General features: G+C 41.5%; 16 protein-coding genes and 1 riboswitch. Of the genes, 8 read left to right on the top strand and 8 right to left on the bottom strand.

Translation table 11 applies throughout. From position 1 onward, the window contains the following. Nucleotides 1–50 precede the first annotated feature (50 nt). The 3 genes from ACZ427_RS03175 to ACZ427_RS03165 all read right to left on the bottom strand — a co-directional run bounded on the left by ACZ427_RS03175 (nucleotide 51) and on the right by ACZ427_RS03165 (nucleotide 2,252). Entirely contained in the window at nucleotides 51–1,223 is a 1,173-nt protein-coding gene (locus tag ACZ427_RS03175) for an ROK family transcriptional regulator (RefSeq protein ID WP_461178273.1), read from the bottom strand. A gap of 302 nt (nucleotides 1,224–1,525) precedes the next feature. Then, entirely contained in the window at nucleotides 1,526–1,681 is a 156-nt protein-coding gene (locus ACZ427_RS03170; RefSeq protein ID WP_461178272.1) for a hypothetical protein, read from the bottom strand. A gap of 436 nt (nucleotides 1,682–2,117) precedes the next feature. Beyond that, nucleotides 2,118–2,252 (bottom strand): hypothetical protein, encoded by a 135-nt coding sequence (locus ACZ427_RS03165; RefSeq protein ID WP_461178271.1) that lies wholly within the window; start codon nucleotides 2,250–2,252, stop codon nucleotides 2,118–2,120. A 354-nt stretch (nucleotides 2,253–2,606) separates the two neighbouring features. On the opposite strand from ACZ427_RS03165, the gene ACZ427_RS03160 reads away from it, so the two are divergent. Both ACZ427_RS03160 and ACZ427_RS03155 read left to right on the top strand, forming a co-directional pair. Further along, on the top strand, nucleotides 2,607–2,792 hold the full coding sequence (locus tag ACZ427_RS03160; protein ID WP_461178270.1) for a hypothetical protein: 186 nt from the start codon (nucleotides 2,607–2,609) through the stop codon (nucleotides 2,790–2,792). 99 nt (nucleotides 2,793–2,891) lie between these two features. After that, nucleotides 2,892–4,472 (top strand): DUF3298 and DUF4163 domain-containing protein, encoded by a 1,581-nt coding sequence (locus ACZ427_RS03155; RefSeq protein ID WP_461178269.1) that lies wholly within the window; start codon nucleotides 2,892–2,894, stop codon nucleotides 4,470–4,472. A gap of 87 nt (nucleotides 4,473–4,559) precedes the next feature. On the opposite strand, the gene ACZ427_RS03150 is transcribed toward ACZ427_RS03155, so the two are convergent. Further along, nucleotides 4,560–5,330 carry an SDR family NAD(P)-dependent oxidoreductase gene (locus ACZ427_RS03150; protein WP_461178268.1) on the bottom strand — a complete coding sequence of 257 codons (771 nt, stop codon included), beginning with the start codon at nucleotides 5,328–5,330 and terminating at the stop codon, nucleotides 4,560–4,562. A 566-nt stretch (nucleotides 5,331–5,896) separates the two neighbouring features. Between ACZ427_RS03150 and ACZ427_RS03145 the strand changes: the two genes are divergently transcribed. After that, nucleotides 5,897–7,489 (top strand): EAL domain-containing protein, encoded by a 1,593-nt coding sequence (locus tag ACZ427_RS03145; protein WP_461178267.1) that lies wholly within the window; start codon nucleotides 5,897–5,899, stop codon nucleotides 7,487–7,489. Between the two features lie 395 nt (nucleotides 7,490–7,884). On the opposite strand, the gene ACZ427_RS03140 is transcribed toward ACZ427_RS03145, so the two are convergent. Together ACZ427_RS03140 and tatA are read right to left on the bottom strand one after the other, a co-directional pair. Next, entirely contained in the window at nucleotides 7,885–8,082 is a 198-nt protein-coding gene (locus ACZ427_RS03140) for a putative holin-like toxin (protein ID WP_461178266.1), read from the bottom strand. Nucleotides 8,083–8,524: 442 nt separating this feature from the next. Further along, entirely contained in the window at nucleotides 8,525–8,725 is a 201-nt protein-coding gene (gene tatA, locus ACZ427_RS03135; protein ID WP_461178265.1) for a twin-arginine translocase TatA/TatE family subunit, read from the bottom strand. Nucleotides 8,726–8,922: 197 nt separating this feature from the next. On the opposite strand from tatA, the gene ACZ427_RS03130 reads away from it, so the two are divergent. The 5 genes from ACZ427_RS03130 (at nucleotide 8,923) to sipW (ending at nucleotide 12,715) form a co-directional block, all read left to right on the top strand. After that, nucleotides 8,923–10,359 (top strand): alkaline phosphatase PhoX, encoded by a 1,437-nt coding sequence (locus tag ACZ427_RS03130; protein WP_461178264.1) that lies wholly within the window; start codon nucleotides 8,923–8,925, stop codon nucleotides 10,357–10,359. 168 nt (nucleotides 10,360–10,527) lie between these two features. Then, entirely contained in the window at nucleotides 10,528–11,109 is a 582-nt protein-coding gene (locus tag ACZ427_RS03125; protein WP_461178263.1) for a TasA family protein, read from the top strand. Between the two features lie 72 nt (nucleotides 11,110–11,181). Next, entirely contained in the window at nucleotides 11,182–11,748 is a 567-nt protein-coding gene (locus ACZ427_RS03120) for a TasA family protein (protein WP_461178262.1), read from the top strand. A gap of 83 nt (nucleotides 11,749–11,831) precedes the next feature. After that, nucleotides 11,832–12,149: a hypothetical protein gene (locus ACZ427_RS03115; protein WP_461178261.1), complete on the top strand. Its 318-nt coding sequence runs from the start codon at nucleotides 11,832–11,834 to the stop codon at nucleotides 12,147–12,149. Next, complete coding sequence (sipW, locus tag ACZ427_RS03110) at nucleotides 12,143–12,715, top strand: signal peptidase I SipW (RefSeq protein ID WP_461178260.1); 573 nt, start codon at nucleotides 12,143–12,145, stop codon at nucleotides 12,713–12,715. The genes ACZ427_RS03115 and sipW overlap by 7 nt, the downstream gene beginning before the upstream one ends. Before the next feature lie 318 nt (nucleotides 12,716–13,033). Here sipW and ACZ427_RS03105 read toward each other — a convergent pair whose 3' ends face one another. Both ACZ427_RS03105 and ACZ427_RS03100 read right to left on the bottom strand, forming a co-directional pair. Further along, nucleotides 13,034–14,647 (bottom strand): sodium:solute symporter family protein, encoded by a 1,614-nt coding sequence (locus tag ACZ427_RS03105; RefSeq protein WP_461178259.1) that lies wholly within the window; start codon nucleotides 14,645–14,647, stop codon nucleotides 13,034–13,036. A gap of 140 nt (nucleotides 14,648–14,787) precedes the next feature. Then, nucleotides 14,788–14,891, bottom strand: a riboswitch (SAM riboswitch). Nucleotides 14,892–15,269: 378 nt separating this feature from the next. Continuing rightward, nucleotides 15,270–16,226, bottom strand: a complete 957-nt coding sequence (locus tag ACZ427_RS03100) for a carbohydrate kinase family protein (RefSeq protein ID WP_461178258.1) — start codon at nucleotides 16,224–16,226, stop codon at nucleotides 15,270–15,272. Nucleotides 16,227–16,280 lie beyond the last annotated feature (54 nt).

Below are 16,280 nucleotides of genomic sequence, written 5' to 3'. Positions count from 1 at the left end.
CGAGAATATCCGTTCCTAATAAAATAGCTGCATCCGTCTATCGGGGTCAGCTATTTTACTGGATCAAATAATTCTACCAAAAGCAGGGATACTGCTCCCATAATTGTTGCATCATCTTCAAGTTTCGTTACGGTGATCTCTGTTTGTTTTGCATCTATGGTAAGCGCCCGCTCAGCGACTGTTTGTTTAATAGAAGGTAAAATGAACTTCTCCCCTTTCATCACACCACCACCCAATACAATCTTTCCAGGATTGATGAGATGAATTAAATTTGTCAGCCCTATACCAATGATCTTTCCCGTCTCCTCCAGTATCTCAACACATGTTTCATTACCTTTTACGGCAAGTTTATGAACTTTTTCTCCTGTAAGCTCTGGATCAGAAAATTCTTCCCCCTTTTCTCTGGTTCGTTCCGCAATTGCCGGGCCAGTGGCAAAGGTCTGCAAACATCCCGGGTTTCCACACGCACAGATGGCACCATTCATATCGATGGTCATATGCCCTATCTCTCCTGCTATATCCTGTTCACCATGATATAGCTTTCCATGAATAACAACCCCAGATCCGACACCTCGTCCAATATTGACAGCAACCATACTTTCTACATTCCCATGTCCACCAAACCAGGATTCCCCCAGTGCCATCGCACGAGCATCGTTTTCGACATTTACGGTCACAGCAAATGCCTTCTCCAGTTCTGCTTTTATTGGAATATCCTTTAAATTCAAATTTGGTGCAACAAGGGACGTTCCAGTTTCTACGTCTACCACCCCATGCATGGCAACACCAATCCCGATAATTTTTTCCTGACTGCTTTGCCATGCCTGCATGAGTTTTTGTACATTTTGTTTCAGTATGGTGATAAATTCATCATTGGTTATCGGTGTATGAACACCGCTTGACGTACGATCAATAATTTTCCCGGACAAATCAGCAAGAATACAATCAACCGTTTCCGGCCCTGCATCCACTCCAATCACATAGAATGCTTCACTATTAATAAGAAGCATCGTCGGTTTGCGGCCACCTTTGGACACACCAAGGTAACTTTCTCTCACTATCCCCTGTTCCAGCAACTCCTTCACAATACTGCTGACAGTCGGAGGGGTCAGCTTTGTTTCTTTTGCAATTTGGGCTCTGGAGATCGGCTCAGAAGTTCTGATTTTATTAAGGATAATTGATTTATTAACTGATTTCATGAATTGAAATGTACCGCGCTGCATAAGAGTTCCTCCATTATATTATTATATAATTATCATAACATAGTTAGTTAAGTTAATTTATATGAAATGTATTTAAAAAAGGAGAGCAAGTGGAACGCCAATATTTTCACAGCATCCGGTCCCATTCGCCATAGAAAAAATAGTAGAAAGTCATGATAAGATTACGTCTTATTTTCTATCAACGGTGAGGATTAGAACTTACGAAACGAGCCTCAATAAAAATGAAGCTCGCCCAAATGGACAAGCCTCACATCAGTCCTTTTTACACTTCCCTGTTAACCTGTTTAAAAGGAGCCCAATGATCAGAGATGAATACCGTACATCACAGCAACAGACTCCCATTCATTTGCCAAGGTTGCTGATTCTTCACTATGTCCCTCAAACATTACTTCAATCCCCACAAATAACACAATCGTTAATATGGCAAGTACTACAAACACGGCAAGTGCTTTATTCATGGATCGCTTCCCTCCTTCGATTTTTTCTGGTTATCGAAAAGTGTGTCGCTTTAGGTCATCTTACTTTTCCATAACCTTTTTTTGCCTTGTGAAAACATTGGAGGATTAGGATTGGGAGTCCTGCGGTCATGATGCTTGGTTCTGCGCTCGGGGCACGGGGTGCTGCGTTCACGGCGAGTGGTCCTGCGTTCGTGTCCTGAAGTCCTGCGCTCAGCCCCGGCGGTCCTGCGGTCACGACGACTGGTTCTGCGCTCGGGGCGGTTGGTTCTGCTTTCACGGCCTGAGGTCCGGCTCTCGCGGCGGTAGTCCTGCGTTGGCAGCAGCTCATTCCGGTTTCACATCTCAAAGATGAAAAAAGTACCTTACATAGACAGACCTTTATCAAATGTGTCCACAATATAGGCTGTTTTTTCATAATCTAATTATTATCATCTAATCAGCTTCCTTCATCTTTTTCATCACTAACTTCATCTTCATTTTCTGCATCTGCATTCGTACAAGCTGCAAGTATTAATAGCAATACAAACAGCGGAAACAAATTTAACTTTAAACGTTTTCCATCCCTCGTCATTATAATAGGTAGATAGTTTTACGTACGAGTAAAAAGCCAATGCTTTTCCCACACCCCTAAAGCTGATTATGCCAGTATTTATTCATAAAAATTTATATGGTCATTTTTTGAATTATAGATCTTTTTGTAATTAATGGTAGAATTTTACTATTTAAATTGGTATTATATCACTAGATTGAATGAGATATTCATTTTTTTAGGTCTTTTAACTCATTTAATATTGCACTTTTAAAAAACGTATTGGAAAGGAGATTTATCAAAAGAAGGCTATACTAAAGAGGTAAAGGTTGGTTATAGTTGGACTACTTTTATTTTTCGGTTTATGCATAAGGCTGATCGAATGATGATCACATTATGGAACGAATGAGCCACTTTATAGAAAACAGAGAATTGATTGCTGCCACTTTTTCTGAACAGGATGGACAAACAATCAAAACATTTTACGGCATCAATGAACTAGGGACAAATGTTGAAAAAAACCAGGAAGCCGCCAAAAAAATCCTTGGTTATGATGAAAATCAGGTTAAAATTGATTCCTGAGTTAGAAAGAACAAAATGACAGGTTACCTGTATAGATAGCACGGGCAAAAAAAGAGCTTAGTAATACATAGGTGAAACAGGATGAGGGGGAAAGTTTTTATGAAAAAGTATTGGGGACTGATTGTATTAATAGGAATGTTTCTGCTTGCTGCATGCGGGCAGGCTGAGACAGTTGCGTTAGATGAAGAAGAAGTAAAAGAGGAAGTGAATGAGGAGTCGGAGGATACCGGGGAAACAGCCAATGAATCGGAACCAGAGGAAGAAGATGATGAACCTTCCACAACTGTAGAGGCAGATGTAGAAGAAATGACTGCCGCGGAAGAAGAACCAGTGTTTGATGAAATGTCTACAGAAGAAGTAAAAGATATTATGCTGGATAACTTTGAGGAGCTCGATCAAGTCATGAAGGATCTACATAATGATTACTATAATGAATGGTTTGGAGCGGAATGGGCTGAAAATCCCGATAACGACCCGGAAGGCTATGAGAAAGCATATGGTATCGTCAGTGAGCGTTTTTCTGATTTGGTAACGGAAGAAGAAATGGAAGATATGGTTTTCAGGTACATATATGCTTATTTTTATGATACACATTTAAGCGGAAAGCTGGATGAAAATCAAGTAAATATCCGCTTTGAAGTTTTGGAACAGACGGAAGACAGTTTTACTGTCAGTTATATAACATTGGGTAATGGATATCCAATGTTCCCGGGAACCTCTGAATTGCAGTATGAAAAAGTAGATGGTAACTGGAAGTTTAATGGAGAAGAATATACCAGCCCAGATGAAGAGCCATTAAATCTGACTTCGGATGACTTTAATGATTATAAAAACGGTGAATCTGTGACAGCAGAATTCGTGGAAGAAGTGGAAGTGGATGGAGAAACGTTCATCATTCTTAAATTTGGTGAAGTTTATGAAGCGAGAAATGTAGCTACTTCCGAACTGAATTACGAGTTGGGTAAGAGTTATGGAAATCAGCCGGAAAATGAAGAGGGAAAGAGTGAGGAAGCAGTTAGTGAAGTTACCACTGATGAAAACGAACAAGACTCATCCGCAAGCGGTACGATAAAATTGCAAGAGAAGCCAATCGAATATGAAACAGTCAGTGAGCAAGATACGGGCGATTTGCATAATATTAAAGTTTCTTACCCAGTATTCTCCCATAAGTCACTGGATGCATTGATTGGTGATCTAATTATGGAGGAATATAATGAAAAGATAGAGAAAAATAGTCGCTGGTCAGATATAGAATCTCAATATGTCTTTAACATAGATTTTGAAGAACCGTTTGCAACAGATAGATTTGTATCCATTGTATTTTCTGAATTTACATTTGAAGGTGGAGTTCATGGAAATCCTTTTACTCGTCCATTAAACTATGACTTACAAAATAACCGTATCATTGAACTGGAAGATATACTCGACGAGGATTTAAAGAAACTAGATGCATTATCGGAAATAACCTATGACAAACTGGTTGCAGATGGAGTCGTGGATCCGAATGATTCCTATGCAGAAAATGCCAAAAGGGCAACAGAACCTAAAGCTGAAAATTTTTCTGATTTTGAGTTGACTAAAGATAAAGTTATTTTTCACTTTCAGCCGTATGCTGTGGCACCGTTCTCCGCAGGAATTGTGGAGGTAGAGTTTACGTACGATGAAATAGCTGATTTATAAGAGGATATAATAACCTGGCAGTATTTTGGCACTGCCAGTTTTTTTATAAATAAAGAGGAACGCAGGAGATCCCCCCTGCACCCCATCTTATCTACTTGTATAACCTGCATCCGCATGTATGGTAGTTCCTGTTATATATGATGCTTGATCGGAAGCTAACCAAAGGCTGGCTTCGGCAATTTCTTCTGCTTGTCCAAATCGGTTTAGGAGACTAAGCTGTGGTGCGTACTCTTCTGCTGTATAGCCAAATTGTTCCAAAGCTCCGCGAAGCATCGGTGTGTCAATAGCACCCGGAGCCACTGTGTTCACACGAATGTTTTTGTCGCCATTTTCCATTGCAGCGACCTTCGTCATTCCTACAACACCATGTTTGGCGGCAACGTATGCGATATTATTTGGTTGAGGGCGGAACCCGCTTACGGAAGAAATATTAACAATAGATCCACCATCACCTTGCTCAATCATTTGTTGTAATTCGTATTTCATGCATAAAGCTGTTCCTTTAAGGTCAATAGCCATTAATTTATCCCAATAATCTTCATTAAATTCTGATGCAGGTTTGTCATCTGGCGTTAGCGCAGCGTTGTTGACAGCCACATCGAGACGTCCATATTTTTCTACTGTTTCTTTGATCATGTTTTGCACCTGGTCTGACTTGGATATGTCAACCTGTACAAAATGGGCGGTTCCACCATCAGCTTCAATTTCAGCTACTGTTTCTTTCCCTTTTTCTTCACTCAAATCAGCTACGACCACTTTTGCCTTCGCATCAGCAAAGAGTTTTGCCGTCGCTTTTCCCATTCCCATTGCTGCTCCTGTTATAATTGCTACTTTGTTTTCTAATACTGGAAATGTCATCTAAATTATCCTTTCCTCTAATAGTGTCCCTTCCCCTCATTCAATTATAGAAAACATAGATTCCCTTTGTACAGCTGAATCATCCACGATCAACACACTATTCCATCGCATTATTGAACAATTGCTGGCAAGTCTGGTATTTTTGTTAACAGTCTTAAATCCTGGAGTGAATTGAGATAGTGCTCGCGTTCACACCAGGAAGTTCTGCGTTTGTGGCCTGGGGTCCAGCGATCATGGCATGGGGTTCGGCGCTTATACTTGGAAGTTCTGCGTTCAGACTCCCATGTTCTGCCTTCGTGCCCAGTAGTCCTGTGGTCGCGACATGGGGTTCGGCGTTTATAGCATGTAGTCCTGCGCTCTCACCTGGAAGTTCTGCGTTCAGACTCCCATGTTCTGCCTCCGTGCCCAGTAGTCCTGCGGTCGCGGCATGGGGTTCGGCGCTTATAGCACGTGGTACGGCGCTCATAGCTTGAAGCTCGGTGCTCACACCCGGGGAGTCAGCGCTCACGATTGATGATATGTATATCTCACATAAAATGATATGATATCAGTAAAGGAGAATGCAGATGGCAAATAAAGGTAACAGAAAAAAGATTTCATGGTATTACATCATGCCTTCCTTAATAATTGTGGCAGTTAGCTGTTTCATCATGTATGTTATGATTCGACTCATTTACTCAAGACTTACTGATTTCAGTTTTGATAATAATTTTGGTTCATTTGGTGATTTTTTTGCCGGGATGACTACCCCATTCTTAACGTTAGTAACAGCACTTTTTGCGCTATGGGCATTTTTGAGCCAAAAAGAGCAATTGAACCTGCAAAAAGAAGATTCTATTAGACATCATATTGAGGGCACTTTTTTTCAACTATTTGCGTTATATAATAACATGGTCGATGGGCTGGAATACGAAATTTCTAATGGAAAAGAATATAATGGACGGGGCTTTTTTAAAAAAGCTTATATTGATTTAATGAATATCTATTTGAAGGAGGAAGGACCAGAAGAGCAACGGCTTAAAACATCGATGGAAAAACTTGATGCGATGCACGCTAATAACTTCCACCTATATTATAAAAATTTGTTTCAGCTTTTTGCGTGGATTTATGACAACCGGGAAGCATTATCAAAAAATCAAAAGAGAACTTATATTGACCTGATTCGGGCACAGCTCTCCCATTATGAAATGATGCTTGTCTATTTTAATGCGAAATTTTTCGGGAGAAATTTTTTCTATAAAATGTTAAATGATTTACATTTCTTCGATACATATAATTTAGATGGATATGGCACGATAACTGCCAAATTTGTTGCCGAAGCAGAAGCATTTAACGAAAAAAAAGATTACCAGTATGATCAGAAAGCTACAAATGACTTCACCACATCTCTTACCAGGGATGAACTGGAACTGGCGCTGATGGAAAAGCAACTGACGGTAGAATACCAGCCGATTATTCGCAGTTTTGACCAGAAAGTTAGTGATGTGGAAGCATTACTACGTTGGCATCACCCGAAAAAAGGATATATCGAACCAGCCATTTTCATTCCCCAAATGGAGTATTATGGATTTGGTGATGAACTACTGGAATATCTAATCTGCGAAGTATGTGAACATATGAAAAAACACAGGTCCAAGTTGGTATATTCTATCAATCTTTCTATTGATCAGTTGCTTCTATCAGATTTGTTACCTAAAATTGATATGTTTGAACATCAATACAAAATGAACAATAACCAAATCCAATTCGAGATTACTGAAAGCAAGGAAATCTATCATCGTCCTCAGGTTAAATATATTATTCATGAGCTACAATTCAGGGGCTATCGGGTAGGAATCGATGACTTCGGAAGCGGGTACTTCTCATTTATGGACTTTATCGGTTTACCTTTCGATTTTATAAAAATGGACAAGCAATTTGTAAATTCCCTGCATGTTGAATCAATAAATGAAAAGACTGTTGAACACATTATTGAAATGGCTATGACACAGGACAAAGAGGTTATCATTGAAGGAATTGAAACACAGGAGCAGTTTGAAGTCTGGGAACGCTTAGGGGTTCACAAATTTCAGGGTTACTATATCAGTAAGCCTGTAAATGGTAAAGATATTTTGAAATTGAATTTGAAAAAATTGGAACAAAAGCTCAAGAATCCTTGAACACCCGAAGACAATAGTAAGTTCGACTAAAAAGTTACATCCGTAGCAATGTCGAAGTGACCCACGTCGTGTGGGCTGAAAGCTTGAATTTTTATACTTCGTTTTAAAAACTATTATTTTCAATGGGTTTTACATTCTTTGTGCGGTGATTAAGTAGATAGACGATATTAGAAATTTGGCTAAACGCCCAAGCTTTTAGGCGAATTGCCAAAGCCCGCACTTATGCAGTATGAAGGATACGAAAGGAAGCTCTTTTATGTTTTTCTAAAATGAGGTATACTATAAATAGAAAATCATATACTAAAAAGACCGAATGGTGCGGCTAACACCAAACGGCCGAGTGTAATAGCCCTTCAAGGGGGGCAGCTCACATTATACGGTAAAAAGTAATCACCCTAAATGCTTGCTAGGCTCATAGGGTGGTTACTTTTTTTGGCAGTTAAGAAAGCATAAACCTTCCTTTCTGCATAAGTGCAGCTAGGGCCTTTCGCCACAAGTGCTTGGCGAAAACCCAAGTTTTCTAAGTTTGACAGTATTGCAACTATTAATGTTCCAAAAGTAATCATTAGAACAAGTGATTCAAATACTGTCATATTGCCTCACCCCCTTCTTTTCTAGAAAATGAAAAGGGAGTGAGCCACCACCCATGAAAGCCTTATTACACTGCATCTATTATATCAAAGTCACTGTGACATTGGACAGATTTACTAAATTTTTTCATGTTTATGAAAAGAAGGAAGCAAGCGAGTCTTGCTTCCTTCTTTTGCATACCAAATTTGGTGTTCGAGGTCCGGGGTTTGGTGCTTACAACCCGGGGTTCTGCGGTCACACCCGAAAGTCCGGCGTTCGTGCCCTGGGGTCCTGCGTTCGTGCCCTGGGATCCGGCGTTCAGACCAGAATGTTCTGCGCTCACCGGCCATCATCCTGCGCTCAGACCCGGTAGTTCTTCGTTTGTCCCCTGGAGTCCTGCGCTCGTGTCCCGAGGTTCTGCACTCACACCCAGAAGTCCCGCGCTCAGAAACAAAATCCCGCCAATTATTCAGCAACCTGTTTCTTATCTTCTTTCTCCTGCTCCTGTTCTTCTTCATCCTTGGCCAATTCGCTGGCGGAGTTCTTGAACTCTCTTAATGTTTGACCGGTTGCCTTTCCAATTTCCGGAAGTTTCTTCGGTCCAAATATGACTAAGGCGATAATCAAAATTAAAATTAATCCCGGTATACCGATACTTGATAACATCCTATCCCTTCCCTTCTGTATCTTAAATCCTTTCTTCAGCATCAGTTTAACATGGAAAACTATTTAATATTGTCGGAATATATACATTTAACAAGAAATTTATACTAACTACATAGTTTATTAATACTGTATTGTTAACCTAATTCATAGAGCCCATCCAACGAAGGGTATCCGAATTTCAAGGAGGAGTCTTTTCAATGAGTGGCGAATCGAACATGAACAGACGGAAGTTTTTAAAGATGAGTGGAATGAGTACAGCGGCTGTCGCACTGAGTACATCAGGAATTCTTTCCCTGACCGGAAACAAGGCATTGGCAGCACCAGGCAGGTCAAAGGGATCATTTGGCGGGTATGGACCGTTGGCAAAGGATCCGGGTGGTGTACTGAACTTGCCAAGAGGTTTCCAGTATCGGATTCTATCTGAAGAGGGTGGAACACTTTCAGATGGACGACCGATCCCAGCAATGCATGATGGAATGGCTGCCTTCCCAGGGAAGAATAATTCTACAATTCTCGTACGTAATCATGAATTATCGACGGAACACGATTATCCGGTAATTGGGAAAAACCCGTACCATAAGGATAATATTGGTGGAACGACTGGACTAATTGTGGGACCTGACCGCAAATTACAGCGTGAATTTGTTACATCTGCTGGTACATACCGGAACTGCGCTGGCGGAGGAACACCTTGGGGTACATGGATCACCTGTGAGGAAACACTTGTGGAAGGACATGGCTATGTGTTTGAAGTAGATCCGCTTGATCCGGAAAATAATCTTTCCAAAACTCCAATCCGTGAAATGGGGCTCTTCTCACATGAGGCAGTTGACGTGGACCCTGCAACAGGAATTGTATATATGACGGAAGATGCTTCACCAAGTTATCTTTACCGTTTTCTCCCGGTAGACCGCAGCCAGACGATTGGTTCCTTGCAAAAAGGTGGAACACTGCAGGCTGCTGCAATTGAAGAACTGCCGCAAAATGAAATGAGTAATTATCATACTGGTAGAAAATATGGAGTTATCTGGAAAGATGTCGACCCGGAAAAACCGAGCATGGAAGCCAGCCAGAAGGGTTGCATTCAATTTAGCAGATTGGAAGGCTGTCATTTTGTTGAAGGTGTCTTCTGGTTTTCTGATACGGATGCAGGAAGTAAAGATTTGGGGCGTATTTACCGTTACATCCCTTCTACAAATACGTTGGAACTTTTCTATGAATCAACTTCCGCCAATGATCTGGAAGCTCCAGATAACATTACCGTTACGCCTTGGGGCGATTTATGGATTGTGGAGGATGGAGGGGGATCTGACCGCATTATCGGATTAACTCCAGAGGGAGATACCTATGTTTTTGCGGAAAATGTGCTGAATGATTCGGAACTGGCAGGACCAACCTTTTCTCCGGATGGACAAACATTATTCGTAAATATCCAAACACCCGGGATTACCTTTGCGATATGGGGGCCGTTTGCACGCAGGAACCGCGGCCGTGGCCGGATGATGGGGCATGCAGCACCACCGAAAAACTACGCACCGAAAGTGGAGGACAACCTTTCTGCTTTTGCAGAGGTACAGGGAATGTCGGATTTGGAAGCAGCGGCATTCCAGCGTAACGGCATACCAATCGTGTAATCGACATGCATGCAGTGATTTTTTTCGAAAAATAGCTTTTGCCAAGTCTTTTCGATGGGACGAGTAATAGCAGTCCCATGCCTCCGTGGTAAAAGCTAAAACCCGCGCTTATGCAGTAAGAAAATAATGTTTTTTTAAAAAAATAAATAAGACAGGAGTGCTTGTACAATGGGTATAAAGAAAAAACTGGGCATGGGCTTGGCGACCGCGGCCTTGGGAATGTCTTTAATTAGTGGTGGTACTTATGCTTATTTCAGCGATACGGCTGAGACGGATAACACATTTGCGGCAGGTACGCTCGATCTTGCTGTGGACCCGGAAGTCATTATTAATATGGAAAATTTAAGACCGGGCGATTATGAGTTTCGGACATTTTATTTAGAAAATAATGGCTCCCTTGACATTTCGGAGGTTCTTATCAATACAAGTTATGAAGTCATCGATGCAGAAGGTGACAATACCGATGATTTAGGCAGACATATTCAAGTCAATTTCCTTGAAAATGCCGATAAAACAGAAGGCGACAGATATAATGATATCATTTATTCGACATCCTTGTATGATTTGCAAAATATGGATCCAGATGCAGTAGCTAAAAATGTGCTTGGATTTGAAAATGAACCAGCCGGCCTGGCGACAGAGAGTACGGATACCATGTATGTCCAATTTGAGTTTGTCGATAATGAGGAAAACCAAAACCAATTCCAGGGGGACAAGCTAAAGCTTAACTGGTCCTTCGAAGGCAGATAATTGAGCAACTTAGCATAAACTTTTTCCTATAATGAAATGGCATCATGGCTATGATCTTCAAGGAGGACTGAAATGAGTATAAGAAAGAAACTAATCATGAGCGTCGCCCTGGCTGCATTTGGGATAAGCCTGATTACCGGTGGGACAAGCGCCTATTTTGCAGATACCGCCTCTACTGATAATTCAATTACCACAGGTTCTCTGGATCTTGGATTGAATAAAGAAACGATTTTTCAAATGGAAGGACTTATTCCGGGAGATACACAGGAATCGGAGTTCACACTTACCAATGACGGAAATGTGGACATGAAAGAAATTACCCTGAATACTACCTATGAAGTGGTTGATCAGGGCGGGCCAAATAATGATGACGACTTGGGCAATCACATATTGGTGGAGCTATTTTCTCATCAGGACGGAAATCAGACACTCGTATTTGAAAAAACACTGGCCGAATTAAGTGGGAATTCGGAGCAAATCGGGGAAGAAATTCCGTCCGGAGACATGGAAAAACACTTCACGGCCCACTTGACATTTATCGATAATGGAGAAAACCAAAATCATTTTCAGACAGATGAGTTACAACTCAATTGGGAATTTGAAGCAGTCCAACAGAGCGGAAATACAGATGCCGAATAGATCATGATGGATTACGGGGGCTCTCTCCCCGTGATCCATCTATTTTCACATAGAATGATGGCAAATTAGGGGTGGAAAGTCATATGAGACACTGGCGTATACATTCAAATCAATCATTTTTCATTGTTTTAAAAGGGATACTAATCGTGTATCTCCTCCTATTTTCAGCTGGGTATGTAACAACCGATACCGATGCCTCCTTTAGTGAACAAATTCAAACGAATCCCAAGGTGACAATTGGTGTATGGGATAATGAAATAGTGAACGAACAAAGTGACAAAGAAACACAGAGCGGCAATGTGGAAAAGACTTGCCCGCAAGCATCCAGTGAGGAAAATACAGAAGAGGACAGCAGTCAAGCTGAAAGCAATAAGCCATCACAGGAAGGTGAAGCATGTTGAGAAAAAATTTAGCGAAGTGGGCAAACCGGGCACTTTCAAGCATGCTGTTCATTTTATTTATTAGTGTAGCCGCATTAGTTATCTCCACCAATATTTCCGGTGGACAGCCGGAAGTATTCGGATATCAATTGAAATCTGTCCTATCGGGGTCCATGGAACCAGGTATTCAAACAGGTTCCGTCATCGCTGTGAAATCTGTTGCCGACGGTGAGAAATCAAACTTTCAGGCGAATGATGTCATTACATTTGTTGGAGAAGAGAATAATTTAATCACCCACCGAATTACCGAGGTAGCTTCCACAAATGATGGTGTTGTTTATACGACCAAGGGTGACAATAATAATGCAGTCGATTCATCCCCCGTTGTAGCAGAAAATGTTGTCGGGCTCTATACTGGATTCACCGTCCCCTATCTGGGTTATGTCATTAATTTTGCCCAGTCTGCCAATGGGAGTATTTTATTTATGATTATTCCTGGTGTGCTGCTGCTTGGCTATGCTGCATTTACGATCTGGCGGACGTTAAGGCATTTGGATGAGGGAAAGCGTGCAGGGAGTGTGGAATGATTTGGTTTGGTGGGACGGAGGGACAGGTACCTCGTCCCAGTAGAGAAACGATAAGTTAAGATGTTCCTGAGAGATTAAAAGCGGAAGAGTAGAAGGATTCGGTTAACCAATCAGCTAAATGGCAGCCAATCCCTTTACCGGAAAAAATGGAAGAAAAGAGAATCTATTCTATCAAGAAATGAATTTGACCAATCAAAAACCTCAGATTCAATTTAATCTGCAACCCGCCGGGACAATGAACCTGTCCCTCTGTCCCCCCTTTTTTCCAAAACAGATGCAATTTAGGAGCAGGAATACCGCCCCTTTATTCGCATCGGATTACAAATTAGATGCTTCGGATAGGATTTGCTGTTGTTCTAGTTTCGGGCGGAAAAAGCGGATGGCTGCAATGAAAAAGCACAGGATTGCCGCAAACATAAATAGACCGAATAAACCATTTTGATAAAGTGGAGCAAAATAAAGCACATTTAATAACGTGAACAAAATACCACCGGTTACGCTAATATAAGCTAAACGGTTTGCTTTTTGAAAAATCCAATCGGCTTTTTTGTCCATGAGTGTCACCAGTGTGATACTCAGGATATTGATGGAACTGCCAACCCAGACAGGGTGAATGTTCAAATAGAATTCATTTGGATGCCAGTCACCGAGGTAATACCATAGCAGACCACTCGCAAATCCCATAAATAATGCGGTGACAACTGCGCGTTTCGTAACAACAGGCCAAAAGAGTGCTGCTACGACCGGCGCGAATGTTGCGCTGTTTCGAATGGTCCAGGCAAGTACATTCCACCAGGCGGATTGCTCTGTACGCATTAATCCAAACACAATCATTAATACCGTTAAAAGCAGCAATGAAATTTTCGTATATTTAATCAGCTGATTTTCTGTTGCAGCCGGTTTCAACGAACTTCCCACATCTCTTCCAAGACTTGTTGCCCCGGAAAATTGGCATGGGCCTCCCCACCCGAGCGCACATGCCCATACACCAAGGAAAAACAGACCTACAAGCGGTGCGGGCAGTACTTCCATTAGATATTGAGGAATCGCAATAAGTCCCGTTTGGGCATCAGGCACAACGATGCTTGCGGCAATTCCAAATAAAACACCGCCGACAATGAATGGGACTGCCATAAACCCTGCCATGATCAATCCTTTTTGTCCTTCTTCCGGCGAGCGTGAAGAAAGTGCCATCTGGAAAGCAGCCTGGGCAAGGATAACATTCACCAGAAATGTCCCGAACCATACGACAATCACTTGCAGTCCAACACTGCCAAAGTCAAACATTTCCGGTCTGTCGATGGCAAGTGTACGCAGGCCGTCGATGCCCGGATTGAGGAAAAAGGCGATCGCCCCAATGATAATCATGATTCCAAACAAAACCATATTCATTGTTTGCGTAAAAGCGATGGACCACATGCCGCCAGCCTGCAGATAAACGAAAAGCAGGATGGCGGTAAAAGCCACGGAAAGCGGCAGGGAAATCCCGGTGAACACATGAATGGCCGAAGCGAATGCAATTGCAGTTGCTACAGACCACATCGGAAACGCAAAGGCGGTAATGGCACCAGAAACACCCTTAGCCGTACGTCCATATTTATCACCAATCATACCGGAAACAGTGACAAGCATTTTTTTCCGAAATGAACGGATAATTAAAAAAGCAATGATGAAAATTTGCACCATTTCTGCCACCCCATACCAAACTGCTGAGATGCCGCTCAGATAGGAAAGCTCAAGAATAGAAATATAGGTAGAACCAGAAAATAATCCAGTTATACAAAAGGCAACAATCCATTTATTAAAATTTCGATTGCCAACAAAATAGCTGTCTTTTTTCGTCAAGCGACGTTTGGCAAATTGACCAGCAATAATCAGTGCAAACGTATAGCCAATTGCAAGAATGATAATCCAAACACCATATTCTGTCATGTTGTCCCCACTCCTTTTATGTTGAATAATAAGATAATAATACTAGGATTTAAGCTTGAAATCTTCCAAGGTTAAACAAGTAATAGAGAAAAGCCCACTTCCAAATAATAAGAAGAGGGCTTAAATAATTCAGATTCCTCTTCTTATCTTTCAGACATTTGTCTGATGGAATTGGCACAGTACTTGTAAATAGCCTGTTGCCGAGGTATCAAAGGGCCATTCCCTCCACCTCTCTTGATAAGAAGTCCGCTTATGTAATTGTATATAATTTACAATGTTTCGACAAATAAGTCAAGGGGGACGGAGGGACAGGTACCTCGTCCCAGTACAGAAACAATAAGCTAAGATGTTCCCGACGGATTAAAAGCGTAAGAACGGCAGGTAATAGAATAACCAAACAGCTAAATGGCAGACAATCCCTTTACCGGATTTTAGAAAACTTGGCCTGTTCGACTAGCTTTTATGATGGGAAAGCCGTAGCCTGAGCTTATGTAGTAAGATAGTTTTATGCTTTCTTAACTGCTAAAAAGAATCTATTCTATCAAGAAATGAGTTTGATCAGTCAAAAACCCTCAATTCAAACTGCACCCTGTTGGGACAATGAACCTGTCCCTGCGTCCCCCTAAACTTCATCTAATGCTGGCAATGCTGTTAGTGAGCCAACTTTTGTGCAGACTTGTGCTCCGACGATATTTGCGAAATACACAACCTCCTGTAGAAAATCGAAATCGGCATGGACATCAGCACTGTTTTCTTTTAATCTTTTGGAAAATTGATAAAGCACTGCACCGATAAAGGCATCGCCCGCACCAGTCGAATCAATGGATTTCACCGGTTTACTTGGGACAAGCTTCTCCTTCTTACCATTAGATATCACAGAGCCTTCTTTTCCCAGCGTAACGGCAACGATATCCGCTCCGAGCTGGTGAAGTGTGTCAACGCCCTTATGTATATCCTGCTCCTGTGTGATAATTTCTAATTCCTCTGCACTTACTTTCACAAAATCAGCATAGAAAAGTGCCTGCTTTGAACGTTCAATAAATCCCCGTTCATTCCCTTTCCACAAATCTCCCCGGTAATTTGGGTCAAAGGAAACAAATTTTTTCTTGTCCTTTGCCTGACGCATTAATTCAAAATACGTTTCCTTCAATGCACCATCCAGGAGTGCTGTTGCTGAGCCAAAATGAAGCACAGAGGAATCCAGAAGTCTATCAACCGGTAGTTCATCCAACTGTAGGTTTTTATCAGCGCCTCGATTAAATTGGAAATCGCGTTCGCCATCTGCTTCCAGGGATACAAAGGCCATTGTTGTCGACAGGTTTTCATCTTTTAACACGAAGGATGTCTCTACATTATATTGGTTGAGAGTTTCGATCAAAAATGTCCCAAACGCATCATTTCCGACTTTTCCCACCATGGAAGATTTCTCCCCCAATTTAGCTATTGCTGCGGCTACATTTGCAGGCGCTCCCCCTGCCATTCTCTTAAAATTTTCTCCATCCTTTAACGCAACACCTACATCGGTACAGAACATATCGATTAATAATTCCCCAACACAGCATACATTTGCTTCACTCATTATTTCGTCCTCCATAATATTTATTTTTTCAATCTGACTTCTAGAATAGTATGA

It is taken from the genome of Virgibacillus ainsalahensis, assembly GCF_055380755.1.
This window is presented reverse-complemented; position numbering and strand designations above follow the sequence as displayed.

Excerpts from the sequence above, each read along its gene's own strand:
- ACZ427_RS03175 (WP_461178273.1), bottom strand. The coding sequence starts at position 1,223 with ATGCAGCGCGGTACATTTCAATTCATGAAATCAGTTAATAAATCAATT.
- ACZ427_RS03170 (WP_461178272.1), bottom strand. The coding sequence starts at position 1,681 with ATGAATAAAGCACTTGCCGTGTTTGTAGTACTTGCCATATTAACGATT.
- ACZ427_RS03165 (WP_461178271.1), bottom strand. The coding sequence starts at position 2,252 with ATGACGAGGGATGGAAAACGTTTAAAGTTAAATTTGTTTCCGCTGTTT.
- ACZ427_RS03160 (WP_461178270.1), top strand. The coding sequence starts at position 2,607 with ATGGAACGAATGAGCCACTTTATAGAAAACAGAGAATTGATTGCTGCC.
- ACZ427_RS03155 (WP_461178269.1), top strand. The coding sequence starts at position 2,892 with ATGAAAAAGTATTGGGGACTGATTGTATTAATAGGAATGTTTCTGCTT.
- ACZ427_RS03150 (WP_461178268.1), bottom strand. The coding sequence starts at position 5,330 with ATGACATTTCCAGTATTAGAAAACAAAGTAGCAATTATAACAGGAGCA.
- ACZ427_RS03145 (WP_461178267.1), top strand. The coding sequence starts at position 5,897 with ATGGCAAATAAAGGTAACAGAAAAAAGATTTCATGGTATTACATCATG.
- ACZ427_RS03140 (WP_461178266.1), bottom strand. The coding sequence starts at position 8,082 with ATGACAGTATTTGAATCACTTGTTCTAATGATTACTTTTGGAACATTA.
- tatA (WP_461178265.1), bottom strand. The coding sequence starts at position 8,725 with ATGTTATCAAGTATCGGTATACCGGGATTAATTTTAATTTTGATTATC.
- ACZ427_RS03130 (WP_461178264.1), top strand. The coding sequence starts at position 8,923 with ATGAGTGGCGAATCGAACATGAACAGACGGAAGTTTTTAAAGATGAGT.
- ACZ427_RS03125 (WP_461178263.1), top strand. The coding sequence starts at position 10,528 with ATGGGTATAAAGAAAAAACTGGGCATGGGCTTGGCGACCGCGGCCTTG.
- ACZ427_RS03120 (WP_461178262.1), top strand. The coding sequence starts at position 11,182 with ATGAGTATAAGAAAGAAACTAATCATGAGCGTCGCCCTGGCTGCATTT.
- ACZ427_RS03115 (WP_461178261.1), top strand. The coding sequence starts at position 11,832 with ATGAGACACTGGCGTATACATTCAAATCAATCATTTTTCATTGTTTTA.
- sipW (WP_461178260.1), top strand. The coding sequence starts at position 12,143 with ATGTTGAGAAAAAATTTAGCGAAGTGGGCAAACCGGGCACTTTCAAGC.
- ACZ427_RS03105 (WP_461178259.1), bottom strand. The coding sequence starts at position 14,647 with ATGACAGAATATGGTGTTTGGATTATCATTCTTGCAATTGGCTATACG.
- ACZ427_RS03100 (WP_461178258.1), bottom strand. The coding sequence starts at position 16,226 with ATGAGTGAAGCAAATGTATGCTGTGTTGGGGAATTATTAATCGATATG.